Raw genomic sequence first — 23,334 nt, 5'->3', positions numbered from 1 at the left:
CTAGAGGGAATATGACCGATAAATCTTCCAGTGCTGATTCGTCTCAGGAAATCGAAACCGAACTCTCCCAATTTGAACTGACGCAGCGAACAGATTTCCCGTTAATCACTCGTATTGTCACCATTTTCGGTATCGCGCTTTCACTTGTTCACATTTGGTTTAATACGTTCGCTACACTGCCAGAGCTATGGGTGTCTGCTGCACATTTCGCTGGCTTTTCAGTAATGTGTGCATTGACCTACCCTGCTGCAGCCAAATGGCGAAATAGCCGTTTTGCATTGGCCATCGACATTGGTATCGCCGTCGCCGCTATCGCCTGTCTTGTTTACATCATTTTCGCTGAAGATGCGCTGTATGATCGTGGCGTAACTTTCGTCACCACCGACTGGGTGTTTTCTGTCATCGCCATTTTGATCGCTCTTGAATTGATTCGCCGAACCATGGGCTGGTTTATTCCATGCCTGATTGTCGTGGCGCTCACTTATGTGGTTTGGTGGGGAAGTTGGCTCGATGGCATATTCGCTTTCCCGGGACTTTCCGCAGAAACCATGCTCTATCGTGCTTTCTACAGCTCAGAAGGCATGTTTGGCCCTATCTCAAGAATTTCATGGAGCTATGTCTTCATGTTCATCTTGTTTGGGGCATTTTTGGTGAAATCCGGCGCGGGTGATTACATCATCAATGTCTCCCGTGCTGCCGCGGGTAAGATCATTGGCGGCCCCGGTTTTGTCGCCGTATTGGGTTCAGGGTTGATGGGCTCAGTATCCGGTTCCAGCGTGGCAAACACCGTATCTACTGGGGTGATCACCATTCCCTTAATGAAGAAAGCCGGGTTTCCTCCCAAGTTTGCTGCAGGGGTGGAAGCAGCAGCATCGACAGGCGGGCAGCTCATGCCTCCTGTAATGGGCGCAGGCGCGTTTATCATGGCGTCATACACCCAAATTCCCTATGTCGAAATCATCGCAGTATCGTTTGCACCTGCTCTGATTTATTTTCTGTCTGTGGCCTTCTTCGTGCGCATAGAAGCCAAACGCTCCGGTGTGCATCAGCTAGAAACCGAAACGCCATCCATGCTGAAAGTATTGGCGTCGGGTTGGCACTACCTCATTCCACTCGCTGTGCTTGTCGCTTTGTTGGTCATGGACTTCACACCAACCTATGCGGCGGGTATCTCGATCATTTCAGTGGTTGTGTCGTCTTGGTTATCACCAAACAGGATGGGCATCGCGGATATCTTTGATGCGCTCGCCCAAGGCGCCCGTAACATGGCGACCACAGCGGTATTGCTTACTGGTATTGGCTTAGTGGTCAACGTCATCAGCACCACAGGGATTGGCAATACCTTCTCCCTGATGATCAATGACTGGGCAGGTGGCAGCCTGTTCATCATGATTGTATTGGTCGCGCTGGCATCGCTGATTTTGGGAATGGGATTGCCTGTCACCGCGTCCTACATTGTGCTTGGCACCCTTTCTGCGCCTGCCCTTTATGGCTTGATTGCCGAGCAGCAATTGCTTGAGCTTCTTACTAACGGTCAGTTGCCAGAAGAAGCCAAGACCATATTTATGCTGATAGCACCGGAGCAGCTCGCCGCTTTAGGCTCACCCATGTCATTTGAAATGGCCGTCGATTTAGTAGGCAAGGTACCGGATGATTTTAAAGCGACGCTTCTGGAGCAATCTCTGGGCCCAGTTACCGTTGGATTAGCCCTGTTGGCCGCACACCTGATCATTTTCTGGTTATCGCAAGACAGTAACGTGACGCCACCTGTGTGCTTAACTGCTTTTGCTGCCGCTACCATTGCGCGCACACCTCCAATGGCTACAGGCTTCAAAGCCTGGAAAATCGCGAAAGGACTTTATTTAGTGCCACTACTCATGGCGTATACACCATTGGTAGCGGGAGATTTTCAGCAGGTTGTTATTGTGACCCTGTTTGCCATTTTGGGTACTTGGGCGCTTGTAGCTGGCTTAGAGGGTTATCTTGAAGGTCCGATTAATCCGCTTTTCCGCGCAGCAACATTCGGTATGGCAGCTTTGATGATGTGGCCAGGTTTGGATATTTGGCTTCGCTTACTGGGTGCAGGGCTGTTTATCGCACTGGTAGTGCACTCATACAAGAAACCGCCACCGCTGGCGACTGCCTAGCTTCAATGCTCAATCGCTTAAAAGAAGAAAAGCGCCTATTTGGCGCTTTTCACTTCTGTTGGCAGCCGACTAACCTTCTTTCAATACCAAACTATCCATCAAGCCAACCATGCGGCCAATTTCTGGTTTGGTGATGGTGTCATTCGCACCAAGATCCAGCGCTTTGCGGCGGTTGTCTTCACTCATCAAGGAAGAGAACATAACAATCGGAATGTCTTTGTATTCACCGATTTCACGCAGTCTTTTCACCAGATGCAAGCCGTCCATTTTCGGCATTTCCACATCAGAGACGACACCGTCGACGAACTCGGTAATGGGCAGTTGTTCTTCGGTGCACAGTCGGACAAACTCAATCATGTTGTCCAACCCTTCCTGACCGTCTTTTGCTGTGATCACATTGTAACCCGCCGATCTCAACGTGTTTTCAATCAAACGCCTGATAAACGCCGAGTCATCGACAACAAGGATGGTTTTAGCTTCGCGCCTTGCCACCATGGCATCATCAATGACCACGGTTTTGTCTTTGGTGACATCGTATTTTTCCATGCTAAGCTCAGGATTGATGTCAGCAATGATTTTCTCGAAGTCGAGGATCATGATGAGATTGGTTTCCTGACGCACTACCGCCACGACACAGTCTTGATCTGAGGCTTCGAGGAATTGGCTGGGAGATTCCACTTCTTCCCATGATATCCGGTGAATCCGGCTAACACTGTCTACTAAGAAGCCGTTAGACATCTTATTGAAGTCAGTAACGATAACGACTTTTTCTTCGACACAATCCTTGGTTGGCACGCCAAGCCAGCGAGCTAAATCCACCAAAGGGATCAACTTGCCACGAAGAGAGAACACCCCCAGCACGTTAGGCTGTGCATTGGGGTAGTCCGTGGTATCGGGAACGCGGATAACCTCTCTTACTTTGGCGACGTTGATACCGTAATAACAGATCTTTTTAGAGCCATCAGGCAAAATTTTCTCTAAACGAAATTCAATAATCTCGAGTTCGTTTGTACCGCTTTCTGTCAAGATTGAAGTTTTAGGTTCTGTGCTCATACCAGATCTCAATGCATGTGAGGGCAAAAACAATAACGTCCTCTAACAGCATAGTCTTAATCTATCGACAGATGACTCAATTGACGAAAATAGTTATGCCCAAATTCAATACCTTGAGGAGAGAACCTTCAAAGCCCGAACTGATTCCTCCTGTTATTCCACTTTAAAAACCTGTTGGTCATAGAGGGCATTAATGATTTCTGAAGTACTGGATCCTGCAGCCAGACTAAGCCCTGAACTCGAGATATCCATGCTTTCCAGCACGATGTTTTGTGTTTGCCCATTTGAAATCAATGCTAGCGTGATCGTGCCATCGTTAGCGACAGTTGCATCATCAAAAAATGGCAATAAATCAGACGCATCCGGTGTTGAGCTTAACCCTGTCAGCAAGTCAGAGATATCCAGTTTGTCCTGCCCCAACGTCAGATCAGTCACCCTGTCTGTGTTCGCTGGATTGGTCAAAGAAGATTCCAGCCAAACGAACAGATCTTCCCCGTCACCGCCAGTGAGAATGTCATCGCCTTTACCCGCTTGCAGGGTGTCATTGCCACCCATACCAAACAGACTTTCTCCTGCGTCATCGGCGACCAACGTATTGCTTTCTCCATTACCGATATTGTCACCGAGATATAACTGACCGCTATCGATGACAGAGGTCAGGAGCTCTTCCTGGGTCATCCCAGAAGCCGTGCCATTAACCATTTCATCCAAACTGACGCCGTTGAAAACGATGTCCTGAACTTTATCTCCGCCAACTGAAACACTCAGAGTTGCGCTGCCACCGCTTTCGGTTAATGCGAGGATATCAGTCAGCGCTGAAAGGCCACTCAGGTTTTGCAGGCTTAGCGCACCGCTGAGATCCACCACATCCGTTGCAGTGTCGAAATCTTCGATGGTATCTGTCGCAGGGCTGCCGGTGGTGCCAAAATCTGCTGCATTCCAGACAAACCTGTCGATGCTGTTGTCCGCTTCACCTTCTTTACCACCCCACAAGCTGTCATCACCTGCGCCGCCACTGAGGATGTCTGCACCAAGCCCGCCAATCAAGGTATCGTCACCAGCGCCACCTTCCAGAGTGGCATCTTCCGTTCCCGATATCACCACATTGTCGACGGCAGGATCTGCGGCTGCAATCGCCCCTTCGCCTGCGTTAGTCACGTTAATAGAAAGTTCGATGGAATCAGATTCTGCCGATTCCCCCGTCGTTGTCGTTGAAATAGCAACCACTTCAACGGTGTTCGACAGCACAGACGATCCCGTTACGTGCAGTTGTGCGAGTTCTGCCGGCGTTAGCGTCACAACACCACCGATAGGGCCAGTTCCCATGGCTGCGCCATCAGCATCAACGAATGTTAGTCCCGCAGGCACATTTCGAATTTCGATCGAAAGCGTTTCAGACGGGTCCGTCAATGCAGCTGCCAGTCCAAGCAGTGGAATCACGGAAGCGACACTCCCCGCAACCGCAGCGGTTTGTGGCGTATTCAGAGTCAGTGTGGGAATGTCTGGTTTTGGCAGTACATTGATGCTGACCGAATCCGTATCTGTCTTCGCCCCTCCGTCACCGGAATTGCCGTTATCGTTGACCGTCACGGTCAGAGTATCTTCACCACTGAAATTAGTATCTCCCGTGTAAGTGACGCCATTACCCAAAGCGTCATTAATGGCATCCAACGGCCCTTCCAAAGTCATATTGTTGGTGCCCTGCCCACTCACAGTCACGCCTGAAGGCAATGGTGGTGAGTCCGGTAAACCAATCACACCATCAATAGCACTCAAGCGAATAGAAATAACGCCACCAGCCGTTTCATTCGCATCGACATCTTTCACCTGTATAGATTCAATCAGTAAGGTCGTTTCTTCTTCCGCTTCCAGTGAAGTTGGCAAGGTTAACTCTGGCTCGTCATTGACTGGTGTGACGGTGACATCGATCACCTGATTCACCCATAGAGAACTGTCTGCTTCTACGCCGTTATCTACCGCGCGAATCGACACTTCAAGCTGCCCATCCCAGTTATTTTCATTGGCATCTCCCGGTGTGAAAATAAGCGAAGACAGCGTGGTTTGATTGGCGATAACGACCCAACTTCCATCGGGTTGTTTTTCCGCACTGCTCCCACTGGCAACACCCGGCGGCAGGCTGATCGTTGCGGAATCCGGCACATTGGTCAGCACCACTTTCACCACTTCTGGCCCATTCTCAGTCACAGACAATCCCGAGCCATCATATGACGATGCTTTATCTATCACCGTGACATCCAAAGGCAACTCAATGTTCTCGTCTTCCGTGCCGGAGACCGACGTGGTGATTTCAGTGTCTACTCCATCGCCAATGGGGTTAACCACAACGTCGATGGTGGTGCTGTATTCTTTCGGTGTGCTGAGTAAATTCTCTTTGGCGTAAACCACCATGACGACCGTCATTGAACCACTGAAGTTTTTGGGTGGAATAAACGCAATATCATCAAGAGAGAAACTTTGGCTGTTAGGTGGCACACTGATGGTCCAGTCGCCGCCGCCACTGTTCTGCACCAACTGGCTTCCATTCGAAACCAACTGGAAATCATCAGGCACACCGGTGAGTTTCACCGAAACAATCTTCTCAGAACCATCAGTGTCCTGCAGCGTTGCCGTGACTCCTGTTAGTGCGATTTGCTCATCTTCGTTGCCCGCAATCGCTGAAGTATTACCACTGAAGGTAACCGGATCGTTAACTGGCAAGACTTCGAAGGACACATTGGTTGAGATGGTTTTAACGGTGACAGAGTCAGGTAAGCTCGTCTGATCATTCACTGCCCTATCTTCGACCGTTGTATCGACTTTAATGCTGACATCACCACTGAAATCCGCTATCGGCTTGAAGTAAACCTTGGAAAGATCAGCACTGGAAACAGTGATGGTGCTTTGCGGGTTCTCACCACTTTCATCAACAAAAAAACCTACGGAGCTGTCAACGGTCAATACAGCCTGAGTGATGGTTTCAACACCGGAATTGGGCGACGTATCGGGGTCGATTAATTTCGACGTAAAATCCAGCTCTATGATGCCATCTTCAAGGGCTTTGTTGGCGACTGGCACCCATTCTGATTCATCCTCGACGGGCTGTTCTTCACTGTTCAAACCGTCAGTTTGAATCACTTTCACTTCGGTCGTAACACCATCTACCACCGGAGCAATAACAATGGAGATAGACGTATCAAGCTCTTTGATGTCGCCGCTTAGTTTGTCTGTCGTGACTAGTTTGATAGGAAGTATTGCGTCACCGGCAAAATGTCTGGGCAGTAATAAAGCGATGGCGGAAAGATCAACAGACCCATCCGCGGCCACTGGTACTTTGGTAACATATTCACCGGTTTCGTAGTTGAACGACATCCCAGAAGCCACTGCGCCAATCGCCGACAGCGCTGAAGAATCAATAACCAGTGATAACTCATCATTGGGTGCATCCACAGCATTTATCTGGATAAAGTCGCCAATTTGCTCTCCAAATGTAATCGATTTATCTTCAGCACCTGTCACATTCTGCAAGTTGACCGATATATCACCTGCCAACTCGGTCTGATCTGTCTCACCCTGAAAGTCCAGTGTCAGCACAATGGGCTTCTGCTCGACGGGAGTACTTACGTCTCCTTCAGTTCCGTCCCCCTGATCCTGAACCTGCGCTGTGATTTGCGCATATACAGGCGCCGTTGTTTTAGCAGACGTCGTAATGGCCAATGTATCTAATGCATTCGCAGGAACAGTCCAACTGCCGTCACCATTATTGATCCCACCTGTCACGTAGAACTGGTCATAGAGTTCAAGCTGTTCCTCTGTCAGTGGTGTTCCACTGGCATCAGCGACAAAAGTGACCACGACCTGGGTAATAATTTCCTCGCTGCTTCCGTCTGTGTTTACGCCTTCAGGTGTTATAAATGCCAAACGTCTATCAGGACTGGAAAGTGATATTGAGCCAGTACCCTCCCCGACAATGGTCGTCGAAAGAATATTATCGGAAGCATCAATTAGCTCGATGTCTCCAGTATTCTCTACGGTCGCGATGATGAGGACATTCAGATCACCAGTGATCTCTTTGGTATCAATAGCCGAAGAGTCAGTGTCTTTCTGTTCAACAGTTAGCTTCACGCTTAGATCAAGATCCCGGTCGAGGTCAGAGTTTACTGGGGCTCTAAGTAAAAGATTACTGCCCGATAAGAGCTTACTCACTTGATCAGTGGAGAGCACCGCTTCGCCTCCGGAGAAGGTAATAGGCGTTGATTCACCGGCAATCGTCAGCGTATAACCAGCGTCAATCGCTGCCTGAGCCATCGAAAAGGTAATAGCGGTAATAGATTCGTTGTTATCAGTGAATCCTTCATCCGTATTTGGACGCCAATTAACGACCACATTCTGGTCTTCAAATCCACGGCTGTTGAGCGTGTAATCTTGCGCATCAATTTCCGGTTCAATATGGACAATGACATCTTTATCGACGGTCAAAGAATCGCCATCATCTTCAGTGACGATAATGGTGACAGTCAGCGTGATATCATCTGTGCTGCCAGGAGGAGGAACCAGTTTAACGTCTGAAAGCCCATCTACCTTGGCCTGATATTGGGGTTCACCATTAGCACCCAGGCCAGCATAAACTAGGTTGATTTCGTCATCATTGGTATCTAATAAGGTCACGCCTTTGGGAATATTGGTGACCAGCGTAGACAGTGTTTCAGAGTCATCGTCAGGCAGAGAACTCCCTTTCTCACCAGATTTAATGGTAAACGAAAGTGAAACTTCTCCATCTTCCGGAATGGTGGTTTCAATCCCCGTCTCCACGCCATCTTCGATGACTGGCTGCCAAACATTACCTAAATCTGCTTCAATATCTGGCACATCAGCCACGCCTTTCAAAGCCACGTTGAGGATTTTTGCGCCAGTCTCGTAAACATCAGTCACCGTCTCGGCGACACCACTGGCATTGGTGACTGTGATCGTGTCTTTCACCACGCCTCTGACATTCAAGGCGAAATCCACATTGCTTTCTGGTGGTGGCTGAAGCTTCAAACCACTGATATCTGCATACGCAAACTCATAGAGACCGCCACTTTCCGGCACCTCGGTCCCATCACTCAAGAGTAATTTCGCACCTGTTGGCACGCCGGTGATCCAGACATAAAGCGCTTCAGAACCGTCTGTATCTACTGAATCTGTCAGTGAGATATGCGGTGCGAGGTCGATAAGCTCGTCTTCCAGCCCACTGGCTCGGGTCACTTTGAGGGTGGTGGTATCCGCAATTGGGTCAACCGCAATCGTGATGGTTTGAGGTTCTGAATCCGCCGTTTGCTGACCGGACGCGAAGTTGTCTTTCTCTTTACTTTGGGCAATCGCTGTTAGCGTTATGTCACCAGAGAAATTCTCGTCAGGTTTCACTACCACATTGTTGATATCCGCCGCTGCGACGATGTATTTGCCACCTGTCGGCGTCAACTCTGCGCCATTGAGCAACAAGGTGGCACTGCCAGCGTCGAGTGTCAGGATGTAGTTCAGTTCTTCCGAATCATCCCTGTCTTCCAATTCTGCGTTCAGGTTGAGTGTTGCACCGTCACTGTCTTCATCAATTCGGTAGTAAAGCGTTGTCGTTGAATTTTCCCAAATCGGCACATCAGCAATACCCTCAACGGTGATGGAGAAGGTTTGGTTATCTAACTGACGTTCTGAGCCATCTCCGTTGGCCACAAATCCCGTCACGGTAAACGTAGGCACACCGTTAGATGCGGAGTAATCCTGATCAGGGACAAAGGTCACACCTTGCAGTGTCCAAAGTTCATTGGAAGCATTGGGCGTGAACAAGTTGCCCGCCAACTCAATTTGGTTACCAGTGATGGGAAGCTCCGCACCGTTCGCATAGAAAGTGCCGTGAGCGTTGGATGGCAAGGTAATCAAAACGCGATCAACCGTTTCACTTTGGTCGTTATCACCGACGTCAACCGTCATATTAATGGCTATACCATCCGCAGGATTGCCGACCAAATCATCGTTAGGATCTGGCTCCCTGCCCTGGTCTTCCAAACCAGATGCGTTTTGGACGACAAGTTGCGGTTGGGCATCGACAACCACAATTTCCGTGGTGCCGACAACGATGTCTCCATCGCCGTCGAGAATTTCGTAGCTAAAAGATTCTGTGATGCGGTTACTGGTTGAGCCCCTGTGTGTGATGTCATCGTTGGCGATGAACTCCACCGTACCGCGGCTATGAATCACCAAGGTGCCGAGCTCTTGCCCGCCACTCCCTTCGGTGACCGTAAACCGGTTATTAATGCCCGGTGTCAGTTCATGCTGTTCGCCATTGATGGTGACTGACTTGATGGTTGCATCATCAGCGCCACGATTGCGCGCAGGCAGAATGGTAATGCGTGAAGATGAATTCCCTTCTTCCGTTACCAAACTACCGCCGCCTGTTCCGACGCCGTCGGTCTCCAACGAAAATGGCACATCATCAAGGACATTTACGACGATATTGGCTGTCGCTTTGTCGCCATCAGCATCAGTCACTTCGACAGGGAAGTTAATCGCGAGAGAGTTTTTCTCTTCACCTCGTGGGTGGTCAAGAGCACCAAGCAATGCAAAGGTATAAGTGCCATTCGGAAATACGGTTAGCGTAAAGACTTCTCTTGCGCCTGCCATACCGGTGTAAACCTTATTGGCAGATGTATCACTGGTCAGCTCCAGCGTGACTGCGGTGCCCTTAGAACTCAGTGGAATGGCAGTACCACCCGCATCTTCACTATTGTCGCTATTTACTGAGGCAAAGCCGCCAACGTTTATCGCTACATCAGCAATTTCATCACTGCCGCTATTGATTTCCAGTTGCCCGGTCGCTGTATCCTGATCAGTGCCCACACCACCAGGCGTGGTACCGGGTCGGTTCTGATTGGGGCTAGAGCCGTTAGCGTTAATATCGCTTTCTTCGACATTCAACGCAGGGGCGTTGGTAATCACCGGCGCTTCACCATCCTGAATATCAACGCTAATCGCTGCAATGCCACTTATCACATCACCATCAGAATCCTTGGTGTCGAGAGAGACGGAAATAACAATGCGATCGCCATTAATCGTTACCCGCGTGTTTGATGTTGCATCTGCATTGTGGTCAACAGGTTTGAATAGCGTGATAGAAGGTTCGATGACCAAACCATATCCATCGACGCCTTGGGTAGCAGGAAAGCTCAGCGTCATGACCAACTCACCATCAACCCGCCCAGACAGAACACCTGTCGTCTGATCGTATTCGAAGTCGATGGGTTTACCGTTACTGGTGAGTACCTCTTCCATGTCTTTGATCAAGTCATCCAACTGAGCACTGCTGATTCTCACGTCGTCCGGGATCAATCGGTCAGTCCTTGCATTGACCGTCAAACTCACGGTTGAGGTGTCGGGATAGCCAACTTGAGCGCCATCAGGGGTTAAATCTGGCTCAGTGATCGGCAAGGTTTTGTCAGTAGACGGAATGATCGCTGAGTCATCATCCTGAATCGTGACGGTAAACTCACCTGTCACTTCATCGCCATCAATATCCGTCACCTTCACGCCGATGGGTAGCTCAAGGTCGCTACCAGCCTGATCAACAGCCAAATCCAACACAACGGAGTATTCTCCTGTTGGCTTACCCGAAGCATCAGTATCAAGTTTGATGGTCAACACCGTGTCACCATTCGCAGGTGAAGAGGAGGCTGACAGGCTTGGATCATCGATAACGATGACGATTTCGTTAGTCAGCGAAGAAAACGGCTGTGGTTGAACACTGGTTTGGTAACCACTGCTGGTAATAGCATTAAGTGCTGCTTCCAATCCTGATGGCGCATAGAACTCGATGGACTGAATCGCATCTGTGCCTTGGGTAATGCCGAGGCTGATATTCTCTTGCGAGCGCGTGCTGCCAATAATGGGGTCAATGAGTGTTGAATCGACAGGATCGACACTCGGCGGCGCACCATCCTTTACGGTGAGCGTGAAATCAGATGTCGTTGTGTCACCGTCATCATCCGTGACTTTAAGTGAGAGCGGCAACTCTACCGACTCACTGTCTGGCTGTTCAATCGGACGGTTTACGGTTGCGGTGTATTGGTTGTTCGCTTGATCGATCGCTACCGTCAGCACAGTTATAGTGGCGCCAGACCCGTCGATATACCCCACTTCGATGGTTTTGTTTGAGCCATTGAGTTCGTTCAATGGTGTTAGCAAAGTCAGCGCATTACCTTCGCTGGTTAGCCCTTCTATTTGGGTAGCCAAAGAAGCATCTAGATCCCAAACCAGCGAGGTGATGTCATCACTTCCTACCTCCAGACCCAGAGATTCTGTCGTCGAAACTGGGGTGTCGCCATTGGCAGGTTCAGTGAGCTCCGCATCCACGACCTCCATAATCGCATTAATGCCATCTTCCACTGAGTAAGTGACTTCTATAGGTGTATCAAGCGGGTCGTTATCCGTATCGCGTGCCTGAAGTTGAACCTTGATATCGAAGATTTCGTCATCGCTACCAGAGGCTGGCTTAACCGTCACCCATTGGTTGTCAGCAAACTTGCTTTCTTCAATATGATCAAGTGGTTCGCTGAGCGTAAAGACAGAAGCGATAGACAGACCTTGCGCACCCGTACCTGCCGACTGTGTCGTGGTCAAGGTTATACTGGCAACTTCAGTACCATCGCCTTTTTCACCCACCAGCGTGATGACGTTATCTGCGGTGCCCGCCTCAATGCGGAATGTCAGCGCATCACCACCTGAAGTCAGTTCATTCAATTCTTCAATCAATGCAGTCAGATTGGCGATGGAGACGGAATTGGGCAGCAGCCTATCCGCAGCGGCATCTAATGTGATCGTGCCGTTGACGGTTTGAGCAGGTTCGTTAAGCTTGTCTTCGGTGATTTCATACTCACCACTCACTGTCGCTGATTCGCCCGACGCGTCACTGCCATCATTGACGGTGACGGTAAAGTCAGAGGAATCACTGTCACCGTCGTGATCCGTGACTTTCACAGAAAGTGGCAGATCAACCTTTTCATCTGATGGCTGGTCGATAGATTGTGACAGTGTCACTGTATATTGATTATTACCCGCATCCAGCGCAATCGTCATCACGGTAACTGTTGCACCAGAGCCATCGGTATAGCCAATCTCTATCGGATTATCAGAATCATTTAAATCGCTGACTGGACTCAGCAATGACAAGGCATTGCCATTGCTGGTTAGCCCTTCAACGATGGTCTGAAAACCACTGTCCAACTGCCAAACCAGTGATTCAATATCATCACTCCCGATATCCAGTCCCAGCGAACGAGTTTCTGTTGCCGTTGAACCGGAATTAGGGTCAGTCACACTGGCATCCTGAACAGCGATTTCTGGATGGATGCCATCTTCAACCGAATACGTCACTTCTATCGGCGCATCCAGCAAATCATCATCGGTATCTTTCGCTTGCAGTTGAAGCTTGATATCAAAAATCTCTTCGCTGCTGCCAGATGCAGATTTGATGGTAACCCACTGATTATCAGCAAACTTGTCTGGGTCTGCATGGTCGAGCGGGAGGTTGAGCGTGAAGACTGAGTCAATCGTGATGCCCTGCGCACCGCTACCCGAAATTTGTGTGGTAGTCAGCGTAAGGCTAACCACCTCGGTGCCATCCGCTTTTTTACCGACGAGCTCAATGACGTTATCAGTAGTGCCCGGCAGTATGGTGAAAGTCAGTGCATCACCGCCGGAAGTCAGTTCGTTGAGTTCGCTTTGAAGAGCCGACAAGTTGGCGATAAATACAGAATCCGGCTCAAGCCTGTCTGTGGTGGCATCTAATGTAATGGAGCCGTTGGCGGTTTGAGCAGGTTCATTCAGCTGGTCTTCAACTAAATCGTAATTACCGGAGACACTGACATTGACGCCGTTGGCGTTGTCATTGTCTTCAATGGTCACCGTGAAAGCAGAATCTGCGGTGTCACCATCTTTGTCCGTCACCTTCACGGAAAGTGGAATGTCGATTTTGTCGTTACTGGTGGTTTGATCGATTGGCTGGGACAGCACTACATCGTAATCATTATTCACCTGATCCAGCGTGAGAGTCATGACTGTGATTGTGGTGCCAGTGCCGTCAACATAACCAATCTCAATGGGTTGGTTTGAATCATTGATGTCGCCGAGTGGTGTTAACAGCGAAAGTGCATTGCCATTGCTGGTGAATCCTTCGATGGTGGTCTGGAATGCGCTATCCAGCTGCCAAACCAGCGATTCAATATCATCACTGCCAATGGTAAGGCCAAGCGAACCCGACGCCGTTGATGCACTTCCCCCTTTAAGCGGATCGACAAGTTCTACGTCAGCGGCATCAATCACCGGATGAATGCCATCCTCAATCGAATACGTCACTTCAATGGGTGCATCTAACGCATCATTATCTGTATCAAGCACCTGAAGCTGAAGCTTGATGTCGAAGATTTCTTCGCTGCTACCGGATGCAGGATTAATCGTGACCCACTTATTGTCGGCAAATTTGCTGTCTTCAATGTGGTCTAGCGGTTCGTTGAGTGTAAAAGCAGAAGCAATCGAGATCCCCTGTGCGCCGGAACCCGGCTGTTGCGTGGTAGTCAACGTCAGACTGACCACTTCCGTGCCATCGGCTTTTTTACCCACCAATTCGATAACGTTCCCTGCCGTGCCTGGCTCTATCGAGAAAGTCAGCGCATCGCCACCAGACGTCAGTTCATTAAGCTCGGACTGTAATTCCGACAGATTGGCAATAGAGAGGGAATCAGGTTGCAGACGGTCAGTTTTCGCATCCAGCGTAATCGTGCCGTTTGCGGTTTGCGCCGGTTCATTCAACTGATTTTCTGTGATTTCAAATCCGCCACTCTCCATCGCAGACTCACCAGATGCATTGCCTGCATCGTTAATCGTGAGGGTGAACTCAGAGGTAGTGCTGTCCCCATCGTCGTCTGTCACTTTAACCGTTAATGGCAATTCGACCTTATCATCGGTTGGCTCATCAATCGGTTGCGCCAACGTCACCTTATATTCATTGCTGGTTTGATCGAGTTCGATAGTGAGCACGGTAATCGTAGTGCCAGATTCGGTGTAGCCAACCTGAATGGGCTCACCATCGGCGTTGAGCTCACTTAAGGGTGTCAGCAATGACAAGGGATTCCCGTTACTGGTGAGGCTTTCAATCAAGGTTTGGAAACTGCTGTCGAGTTGCCATGTGAGTGAGGCAATATCATCACTGCCAACCTCTAATCCCAGTGATTCTGAGGTGGTTGAAGCAGGCTCGCCAACCATCGGGTCAATCAGGGTTGAATCTGCTGCGTCGATAAGTGGCGTTATCCCATCTTCCACTTTATAGGTCACGCTAATTGGCGCATCGAGTGGGTCCCCATCCGTATCCTGTACCTGCAGCTCAACTTTGATGTCGAAGATTTCCTCGCTCGTACCCGAAGCCGATGAAATAGTGACCCATTGGTTATCCGCAAACTGGCCTGGGTCGAGGTGATCCAACGGACCATCCAAGGTAAAGACTGACGCAATGGAAATACCCTGCGCGCCCGTACCAGAGGTTTGACTGGCCGTTAACGTGATATTGACGATTTCGGTGCCGTCCGGCTTAGTTCCGGTAATTTCGACTACATTACCCGTTTTAGTGAACTGGAAGGACAGAGCCTCTCCGCCTGAAGCCAGCTTATTAAGCTCGGTTTGAAGGCCAGTGAGATTTGCAATTTCAAGGGAGTCAGGAACCAATCTGTCTGCCGCTGCATCTAGCGTTATTGTGCCATTTGCGACCAAAGCAGGTTCTTCCAGCTGGTCTTCCGTGAGTTCATACTGCCCTTCTATGGTTGCGTTTTCTCCCGATGCGTTATCACCATCTTCAAACGTGACGGTAAAGGTGCCAACGCCGCTGTCCCCGTCCCTGTCTGTTGCATCAACGGTCACCGGAATCAAGGTGTCATTGCTCGCTTCTGACTCATCAATCGTGGCATTTTGGGCGACAACGTAGGCATATTGATCTGTCGCCCCCGCGACAGGTTGGAGGGTGATACTAAGTACAATGGAAGAAGGATCGCTGTCGAGGCTAACGCGGATTTCGTTGTCTTCAACAACAAAGGAGGTCGAAGCACCATTGCTGGTGATCGCACTCAAGGCATCGGAAAGCTCAGGGGTCTCGACAAAACGAATCAATGCCAGTGCATCACTGTTTACATCCAGATTGATGGGAATGGGCTCGGAAACATACTCCACGTTGTTTTCATCAATGGTGATGCTGTCAGGACTGAGTGTTGGATCCGCACCATCTAACACGGTTACCGTGGTACTGACGGGCGCATCCAGCGCATTACCGCTAACGTCCTGCCCTTGGATCTCCATCGATATGTTGATGGCATCCCCCGTCACTGTCACCAAACCCGCACTACTACCCTCCGCGTAGTGATCCAGAGGTGCATTCAAGGTAACAGAGACCGTCAATGACACATCCCTGCCAACCTGTTCGCCTGTCACTTCAATAATGACAACGGTTTCGCCATTTAGGCTCCCTGTGATGGTTTTGCCATCTGCAGAAAGAACATAATCCAGTGGCTCACCGCCGCTTAGTGTATCTGCGGTCAGCTCGGTGATTATCGCTTCCGCTGCCGTCGGCTCAATCACAAAGCTGGTCGCATCCAACGGTAAAGAGCTTGCTGTTATCAATACACTGGAAACCGTGTTTACCGGGTACTGATCTGGCTGTAGGTCGCTCTCGGTGATGGTGAGAGACAGAGACTCACCACCCGAAGGGGGAAGAATAGGAAGTGGATCGTCATCGGCTGGAGCGGCTGCGTTTGGGGAAAAAGTAGTATCGAACCCGGCCTGTGCCAGCACGCTGGTATTGTTGTACTGAATAACCGCAAAATCACCGATAGAGGAACTGGTTCCACCTGCAGCTCCCGCCGCCGCCGCTTCAAATTCCTGCGTCGGGTCAACACCGGCAAGAATAGCTTCCTGCAACGCAGCGATGTCACCATCTAGCAGCGCGATTGCGTCTTCACTCTCTGCCAGCGTGACGTTTTCATCCAGCCCAATGATCTGAATGCCCTCATCATCGAGCTTGATACAGGTGGCACAGGGCTCTGAAACCAACACGGGTTCGCCATCTTTAATAACAATGTAGCGAGCGTTGGGTGACGCGATAACTATACCTTCAGCACCCACATTTGCGCTGCCGGTCAATGGCGCTGCCAGATTGTTCTGAACAAGGTAGACCTTGCCTTCTTCTACGGTGAGTGACGTTGATAATTTTTCTATGTTTTCCGACGTTTCTGAGCCGGTATTTGCTGTCTTCATCGATATACCTATAACGTTTACGAATCACCCAGCCAGTTGCCTTACTGTCTAGATTTACCAACTAAATTGCAGTGAGACGGGTTTTCGAAATTGTTTGCCTATCGGATTTGGTGAGAAGTATTAATCGATCAAATTGGTAAAAAATTAATGCCTCCCAGACAGTTTGGCCTTTAGAAGTTTGCTTTGACCTGTCTCATTTACGATAGAAAAGCGATAAAGCCCGTTTTAGGGGGTCAATTATTTTCGAACATGCCCTACTTTTTACGTTGTTAAGTCGAACATGTAATTTATCGCAATTTGTGGTCACACACCTGTCCATATATCAATGCATCCGAGCAGTTTCAGGAGAAGAAAAACAGGTGAAAAAATGGCAGTTGGCTCCAGTTTTCTTTCCACATTTTAGCGTTTTGACTTTTCAAATTTTACGCAGGGTCTAATTTCGCTTTGAGGGAGCATTCATGAAGCAACGTAACACCCACTCTAGACTGCGGTTTTTGGCAAGAACATCACGTTTCCCTAAAGCTTGGAAACCGACATTAAGTGTTATTGCATTTGCACTTTGTAGCACCGGTTTAGCAGCAACCGTGCATGCACAATCATTGGAGCAAGCCGTTGCAACGACACTTTCACAAAACCCGACAATCAGAGAAGCCTATAACGAGTTCAAAAGTCGTGAAGCGGATATCGATGCATCGGAAGGTGGTTATCTGCCTTCTGTCGATCTCGACGCTGGTATTGGTTATTCCGAATACGACAGTGACAACAACGATGGGACTTATCATCCCAGGGACGTAAGGTTGAGTCTTCGCCAGTTAATCTGGGACGGCTCCATTACTTATAACGACATCAAACGCACTAAAGCAGAAGCTGAAGCTCAGCGCTTTCAACTGTTAGCAGATGCTCAAGACACCGCACTTAGCGTGACAGAGGCCTATATTGAGGTTTTGCGCACTCAGGCGATTACGGATCTTTCCCAAAAGAACCTGGAAACCCATGAGCGTATCTTTGGTGATATCAAAAAGCGCGCGGATTCGGGCATCAGTTCCACCGCGGATCTTTCTCAGGCTCAAGGTCGTCTGGCACAGGCACAAACCAATTTGTTGTCTGCGATGAGCAATCTCGATGACGCTGTTATCGAGTTTGAACGCGTTGTGGGCGCATCTCCTCTCGATTTGGTTCTGCCAGAAGTCGATGCACTTTTCATTCCGCCAACACTGGTTGAAGCACTGACCATCGCAAAAGAAAACAACCCCGTTATTCAGGTTGCAACGAATGATGTAGAAGCCGCACACCGTCAGTACAAACAGGCTAAAGGCGACTTTTTCCCAACGTTTAGCATTGAAGCCTCTCAGGAATGGGGTGAAGAGTTAGATGGTCAGCCAGGTGATACCGACGAGTTTCAGGCCATGCTGCGCATGCGCTACAACCTGTATAACGGTGGCACCGACGCGGCGGAAGCACGCAGTGCCGCTTACCAAATAAACAAAGCGAAGAACATTCGCCACAACGCACATCGTCTGTTGGATGAAAGTACGCGTCTGGCATGGACAGCGAAAGAGTTGGCAGAGAAACAAACACAGTTCCTACAACAACACGTTGATTCAGCCTCTAAGACGCTTGAAGCATACGAAAAGCAATATTTGATTGGCCGACGCACATTGCTTGATCTGCTCAACACAGAAAACGAGTTGTTTGATGCGCGCCGCTCATACATTGATTCTCATTACACCGGTATTTATTCAAAGTACCGCGTCTTGAACGCCACTGGCCTGCTGCTTGATGAACTGCGCGTTGATACACCAGAAGAGTGGCAAACTTCGGTCTACGGCAAGGACGGCAAAGATAAACAAGGAGACACCGAATGATGAACGCTTTTCAGCGATACGCTGGCCTGTCTCGGCAAGCTCTCAGCAGTGTATTTCTGATCATCGCGGCCCTGGTGCTGGCGGGTTGTTCCATCAGCGCTTCACAAGCCCCTGTTGCCAAACAGCATGACGATTTGTTGGATGATGACAGAGATGGTGTGATTAACGCCCGGGATGCCTGTGAAGGCACCCCTCTTGGTGCAGTCATTAACAATGATGGTTGCTCCGAAGAACTGGAAATCAGCGCCCGTGATGACCTGCATATTCTGTTTGCTAATGATTCAGCAAAGATCCCAGCAAGCTTTATCGCCGAAGTGAGTGACCTCGCCCGATTCATGAAGTCTTTCACTTACATCGTGGTTGAGCTTAACGGTTACGCCAGCGTGGTGGGTGACCCAGATTACAACCTAGCGCTTTCAAAACGCCGAGCCAATGCCGTAAAAAGCGCGCTGATCAAACAAGGCATTAGGCCGGATCGGGTTCGAATCATCGGTTTTGGCGAAGCGGACCCCATTCTTGCCCAGTCTCAGGAGCAGTCTGACATTCTCAGTCGCCGCGTAACGGCGAGTGTGAAAGTATCAGAATCCGAAGTCGTCAACAAATGGACGATTTACACGTCATCATCCGCAAAATGATGCGACGTTCAGAAACAGAAAAAGGGCCGATTCGGCCCTTTTCTTTTATCACTTATTTCTTTATCGCTGATTGAGTCATTCACTGCTTTTAATGCAGGACAACCGGATCAAGCGTTCCTTGGTTGGTAGGTAACGCCAATAACAACCAGAAATCCAAATCTGTCTCGGTACACTTGTCGGGGGTAACCCGAATAACGCCTTTACAGCGCTTGCCGCTTGGTTGTTCAAGCAACGCGCCAGGTCTTCGCAGCGCTTCTTTCATGCACTCATCTCCGACAATGAACTGCAAGCCATCATCATCTACGATGCTGAACAGTCGATCATGCTGGAAAAAGTAAATGCGTTCATTGTCGACTTCTTCCCGAATACCTGAAATGCCTAGCAGCGCCCGACGAACGAAGCCCGATAAATCTTGACCAGTCACACTCATTGGATTGTTCCGTATTAACTTCAACGATAATCATTCCCAATATAGTGATATGAAACGATCTGTTAATCCTAAGGGGCGCACATTGGGACGAAAACCGTTAAAAAGTCTGACAGACTTATAATCAACTTCGTAAAACTGTACTCATAAATATCCTGTGTTTCGGAAAAAGTATCAGTCTTGAGTACTAAACCCTCTCAGCCCGAGTCACCGCGCAACGCGGCATTGGGGCGTTAACCCGCTTTAAGCATCAGGTTGATCTCGCACACATTTCATTCTCAAGGCTTCTTGACTTTATCAACGCTGGGCTACGCTTTAACTGTGAGACATGCATCTCACCTGTTTAATCGTCTGCACTCCGTTGACGTTTAATTGCGTACTCATGATTTAGGAGGTGAATCGACAACTAGAAACCACCCTTCTGTTCGCAATGACCAATTACAAAGGAGAGACGGTATGAAAGGGCTTCTATGGTTTAGACATGATTTACGATTGGCAGACAACCCTGCACTCGTCGCCCTCTCCCGGCGCTGTGACCAAGCCCTCATGGTTTACGTGATTGACCCAGAATGGTTTAGACCCGCTCATTTTCAATCGCGTCACTTGGGAAGATTCAGGGAAGAGTTCTTATACCAATCTCTACGTGCACTGGAACGTGAACTCAAAAAGCGTAAACAACGCCTGGTTGTTAAAGTGGGGAATCCCCTTCAAGTGATACCAGACCTTTGCAAAAAGCACGGTATCGATCTTTTGGCTGTGACTGACCATCCCGGTGTTTATGAACGCCAGCAAGTGGCTTACTTATCGCGAACTCTCGGTTGTGAGGTCAGTGTCAGCGAAAGCTTCTCACTTTTTCTTCGTAGCCAATTTACATTTGATAAAACCACTTTCCCGCAAACTTTCTGCCAGTTCAGAAAACACGTAGAAAAGCAGAACATTCTCCCCTGCATTCCTATTAGCGCACCCGAGTCACTGCCTAAGCACATTGATGAGCGTCGTGATATCTGGGGTGGCCAAGAGTTTGTTTACGACCTGACGCCGTATCATGGCGGTGAAGATTCCGGCATGGTCCAACTGAACCAATTCTTCTGGAAAACACAAGGGCTGAAAAATTACAAAGAAACCCGCAACGGATTGGATGGCTGGCAGTTCTCGTCCCGTCTATCCGCATGGTTGGCAAACGGTTCAATATCTCCCCGTATTGTCGCTGCGGAATTGGACAACTACGAGTATCGTCACGGACGGTCTGATTCCACCGAATCCATGTATGCTGAGCTGCTGTGGCGCGAATACTTCCAATGGATGATGCATTACCATGGCGCCAGCATGTTTGCATTTGAGGGCATTAAGAACAAACGCCCTCTTACCACTTACTATTGTCAAAACTACAAGGCCTGGGAACAAGGCACCACAGAATATCCCATTGTGAATGCCTGCATACGTCAACTGAACCAGACCGGGTACATGTCGAATCGCGGACGTCAGATTGTCGCTTCATGTCTGGTCAATGAGCTGGGTGTGGATTGGCGATTCGGTGCCGCTTACTTCGAACAACAGTTGATAGACTTTGATGTTGCGACCAATTACGGCAACTGGCAATACCTGGCAGGTGTTGGCGCAGATCCCCGTGGTCAACGTCATTTCAATCTGGAGAAGCAAACAGAGATTTATGATCCTGAAGGTACCTTCGTTGAAAAATGGGCCAACTCGAAATCGTCAGAAAGCTTGTTGAAGTATTGAATCTCAAAGAATGTGCAAGGCGACTTTATGTCGCCTTGCACATTCTTTGCCAACAGAAACCAGAGATGACTAAGCCATGCCCTTGCCTACCGTGGCCCGAGCCGGAATTCCATCCTGATCAAATCCTTCCAGACAAAAGACATTCACACCAAAATGGTCAGGCGTCACACGCTTTCGGTGGAACGGATAAATACCGCAGACTTTGCAAAAGTAATGTGTCGCTGTGTGAGTATGAAATTGATAAGCCGTCAGTGCGTCTTCTCCGGCAAGAATACGCATCGACGATTCATGCACTTTCACCATCAAGGCGTTTTTCCTGCTACAGATTGAACAATCACAGGTTGTGAGCTCAGGGAAATCGGTATCAATTTCAAACTGTACTGCCTGACAGTGGCAACTGCCCCTGTAGGTATTGACCTGACGTTTCGGTTCCATATCTATTCATGCATCCATTCGCTAACTGACATTGACACGATAGCAACCGAAACAATGAATAAACGTCCCTTTATTGAGCGTTTCTCTTTACTCGAGAATTTCCAAAATGCGCTCACTCACCCGCTTGGCAAAAATCAGTGCTGAATGGGTTAACGGAAAGACTTCGTGGCTTGTCATTCCATCAATTTTCGTTTCTTCAACAAGCACGGTGCCATCTGACTCTTCATCGCGAACCAACACCGTTGCTGGGCCAATACGCATATCCCCGGCAATACTATAAAGCGTTGAGCCCTCCGGCCATGTGGGCTCTTGTTCCGGCATCAGAAAGCGGCTGGACTCCTGAAACATAAAGTCACCGATCCCTATGTCTTTAAAAAACGCGGCGACCTTTGAGCCTTTGTGTGGAGTGCCCAAGGTAATAACCGTTTTTACACACTTAGACATGTCGCTGCCATTTTCGAGATAAGCCCGCGTAATAACACCTCCCATGGAGTGCGCAACAATCGCGATGTCATCACCATCAATAAAGTTGTCCATCGCCCTGAACAACCCGCTCAGATCGGGCACGACGGTGTTATAAGACAAATTCAAAACCTTATGACCTGCACTTTCCAAGCGTTTTTCCAAGGGCAACATGGCAACACCATGCATGTACAGTCCGTGTAATAGAATGATTTTCATAATGTTCTTCTTATTCTCATTGAACCAGCCATTGTCCGTCATACCCGCGAGGTAATCATCAAACGGAACACCAGATTCATCATAACCTCAGAACAAGTCTTTCAACTGAGACACTGCGTACACTCTTTGAATAGGTACTTTATATCGACAAACATCGTCCACGGGCAATGTATTAACACTTTGAAGGACCGACATAATGGATTTACGACACCTCCTCCTCATTTCATCAGTTTTTGTTGCTTTACCTTTTACCGCGAGCGCAGACGATGCGTCAAAAGAAGCGGCAAAAATTGAACAAGCGCGAGTTCATGAACTGAAAAAACTTGAAGAAGCTGCAAAGCGTGATCTGGCGGAAATTGAGCGGGAGTCGGCTAAAGACATTTCTGAAATGGAGCGCGAAGCGCAGAAACAATCTCAAGAATAAATGGTTGAAAATAAAAAGAAAGCCGCGGAGCAAAAACGCGAAATGATGAAAAAAGAAGCCGAAAAGAAACGTGAGCACCTGAAAAACAAGGCGAAGTGTAAAGGCAAAGAAAAAGCCTGCGAAAACGTAAGTTAAACCTACTTCTTGAAGATGAAAAAGCGACCCACAACGCGGTCGCTTTTTTTCGCCCTAAATTTGAGTGGGATTGCCGACAATGAGACGCTCTGATATTCCGCTCGCTGCATATTCTTATACCCAAACAACCTTAAGGTGCTGGATTCAGGTTGTTTGGGTATATCTGGCTGCATAAATATCTCACATGGAGAACGTCACAATGAAATCATCCAAATTGGCCCTTCTCAGCATGCTGTTTGTTGTCGCTCCGTTTGGCTCTCAAGCCACAGAAACTGCCGGACAACAGGCTGAACAAGTCGCACAGGAACGCGTAGCCCAAATGGAAGCGGTAGCCGACTCTGCCGAATCCGAAGCAAAGTTGTTGTTAGAGGAAACCAAAAAAGAGACGGAAGCGATGACCGAAGACGCAGAGAAAGACGCAAAAGAAGCGGTCAGTGAGTAGTATTGCAAAGAAACAAAAAGGCGGTCA

The 23,334-nt window shown here is 49.0% G+C and carries 11 protein-coding genes; 6 read left to right on the top strand and 5 right to left on the bottom strand.

Going from position 1 to position 23,334, the window contains the following annotated elements:
• Window positions 1-11: 11 nt before the first annotated feature.
• Window positions 12-2,147, top strand: coding sequence for a TRAP transporter permease (locus QL223_RS08350; protein ID WP_281544453.1), 2,136 nt, complete (start codon window positions 12-14; stop codon window positions 2,145-2,147).
• Window positions 2,148-2,216: 69 nt separating this feature from the next.
• On the opposite strand, the gene QL223_RS08345 is transcribed toward QL223_RS08350, so the two are convergent.
• Both QL223_RS08345 and QL223_RS08340 read right to left on the bottom strand, forming a co-directional pair.
• Window positions 2,217-3,200 carry a chemotaxis protein gene (locus QL223_RS08345; protein WP_046304395.1) on the bottom strand — a complete coding sequence of 328 codons (984 nt, stop codon included), beginning with the start codon at window positions 3,198-3,200 and terminating at the stop codon, window positions 2,217-2,219.
• A gap of 153 nt (window positions 3,201-3,353) precedes the next feature.
• Window positions 3,354-16,523, bottom strand: a complete 13,170-nt coding sequence (locus QL223_RS08340) for a retention module-containing protein (RefSeq protein ID WP_281544452.1) — start codon at window positions 16,521-16,523, stop codon at window positions 3,354-3,356.
• A 458-nt stretch (window positions 16,524-16,981) separates the two neighbouring features.
• Here QL223_RS08340 and QL223_RS08335 point away from each other — a divergent pair, with 458 nt between their 5' ends.
• Both QL223_RS08335 and QL223_RS08330 read left to right on the top strand, forming a co-directional pair.
• Window positions 16,982-18,388 carry a TolC family outer membrane protein gene (locus QL223_RS08335; RefSeq protein WP_002540264.1) on the top strand — a complete coding sequence of 469 codons (1,407 nt, stop codon included), beginning with the start codon at window positions 16,982-16,984 and terminating at the stop codon, window positions 18,386-18,388.
• Entirely contained in the window at window positions 18,385-19,023 is a 639-nt protein-coding gene (locus tag QL223_RS08330) for an OmpA family protein (protein WP_281544451.1), read from the top strand. The genes QL223_RS08335 and QL223_RS08330 overlap by 4 nt, the downstream gene beginning before the upstream one ends.
• A gap of 88 nt (window positions 19,024-19,111) precedes the next feature.
• On the opposite strand, the gene QL223_RS08325 is transcribed toward QL223_RS08330, so the two are convergent.
• Complete coding sequence (locus QL223_RS08325; protein WP_002540261.1) at window positions 19,112-19,453, bottom strand: hypothetical protein; 342 nt, start codon at window positions 19,451-19,453, stop codon at window positions 19,112-19,114.
• Window positions 19,454-19,906: 453 nt separating this feature from the next.
• Between QL223_RS08325 and QL223_RS08320 the strand changes: the two genes are divergently transcribed.
• On the top strand, window positions 19,907-21,190 hold the full coding sequence (locus QL223_RS08320; protein ID WP_281544450.1) for a DASH family cryptochrome: 1,284 nt from the start codon (window positions 19,907-19,909) through the stop codon (window positions 21,188-21,190).
• Between the two features lie 69 nt (window positions 21,191-21,259).
• Here QL223_RS08320 and QL223_RS08315 read toward each other — a convergent pair whose 3' ends face one another.
• Together QL223_RS08315 and QL223_RS08310 are read right to left on the bottom strand one after the other, a co-directional pair.
• The gene (locus QL223_RS08315) at window positions 21,260-21,625 is read right to left on the bottom strand and encodes a GFA family protein (protein ID WP_281544449.1); all 366 of its coding nucleotides are present in this window, start codon (window positions 21,623-21,625) and stop codon (window positions 21,260-21,262) included.
• 87 nt (window positions 21,626-21,712) lie between these two features.
• A complete protein-coding gene (locus QL223_RS08310; RefSeq protein ID WP_281544448.1) occupies window positions 21,713-22,306 on the bottom strand; it encodes a cob(I)alamin adenolsyltransferase in 594 nt (197 codons plus the stop codon).
• 196 nt (window positions 22,307-22,502) lie between these two features.
• Here QL223_RS08310 and QL223_RS08305 point away from each other — a divergent pair, with 196 nt between their 5' ends.
• A complete protein-coding gene (locus QL223_RS08305; protein ID WP_281544447.1) occupies window positions 22,503-22,730 on the top strand; it encodes a hypothetical protein in 228 nt (75 codons plus the stop codon).
• A 334-nt stretch (window positions 22,731-23,064) separates the two neighbouring features.
• Entirely contained in the window at window positions 23,065-23,307 is a 243-nt protein-coding gene (locus tag QL223_RS08300; RefSeq protein WP_002540256.1) for a hypothetical protein, read from the top strand.
• The last annotated feature ends 27 nt before the right edge of the window (window positions 23,308-23,334 follow it).

Origin of the sequence: Grimontia sp. SpTr1, from assembly GCF_947387585.1 — a bacterium.
Lineage (GTDB): Bacteria > Pseudomonadota > Gammaproteobacteria > Enterobacterales > Vibrionaceae > Enterovibrio > Enterovibrio indicus.
The sequence above is the reverse complement of the archived record's forward strand: the minus strand, read 5'-3'. Positions and strand labels throughout refer to the sequence as shown.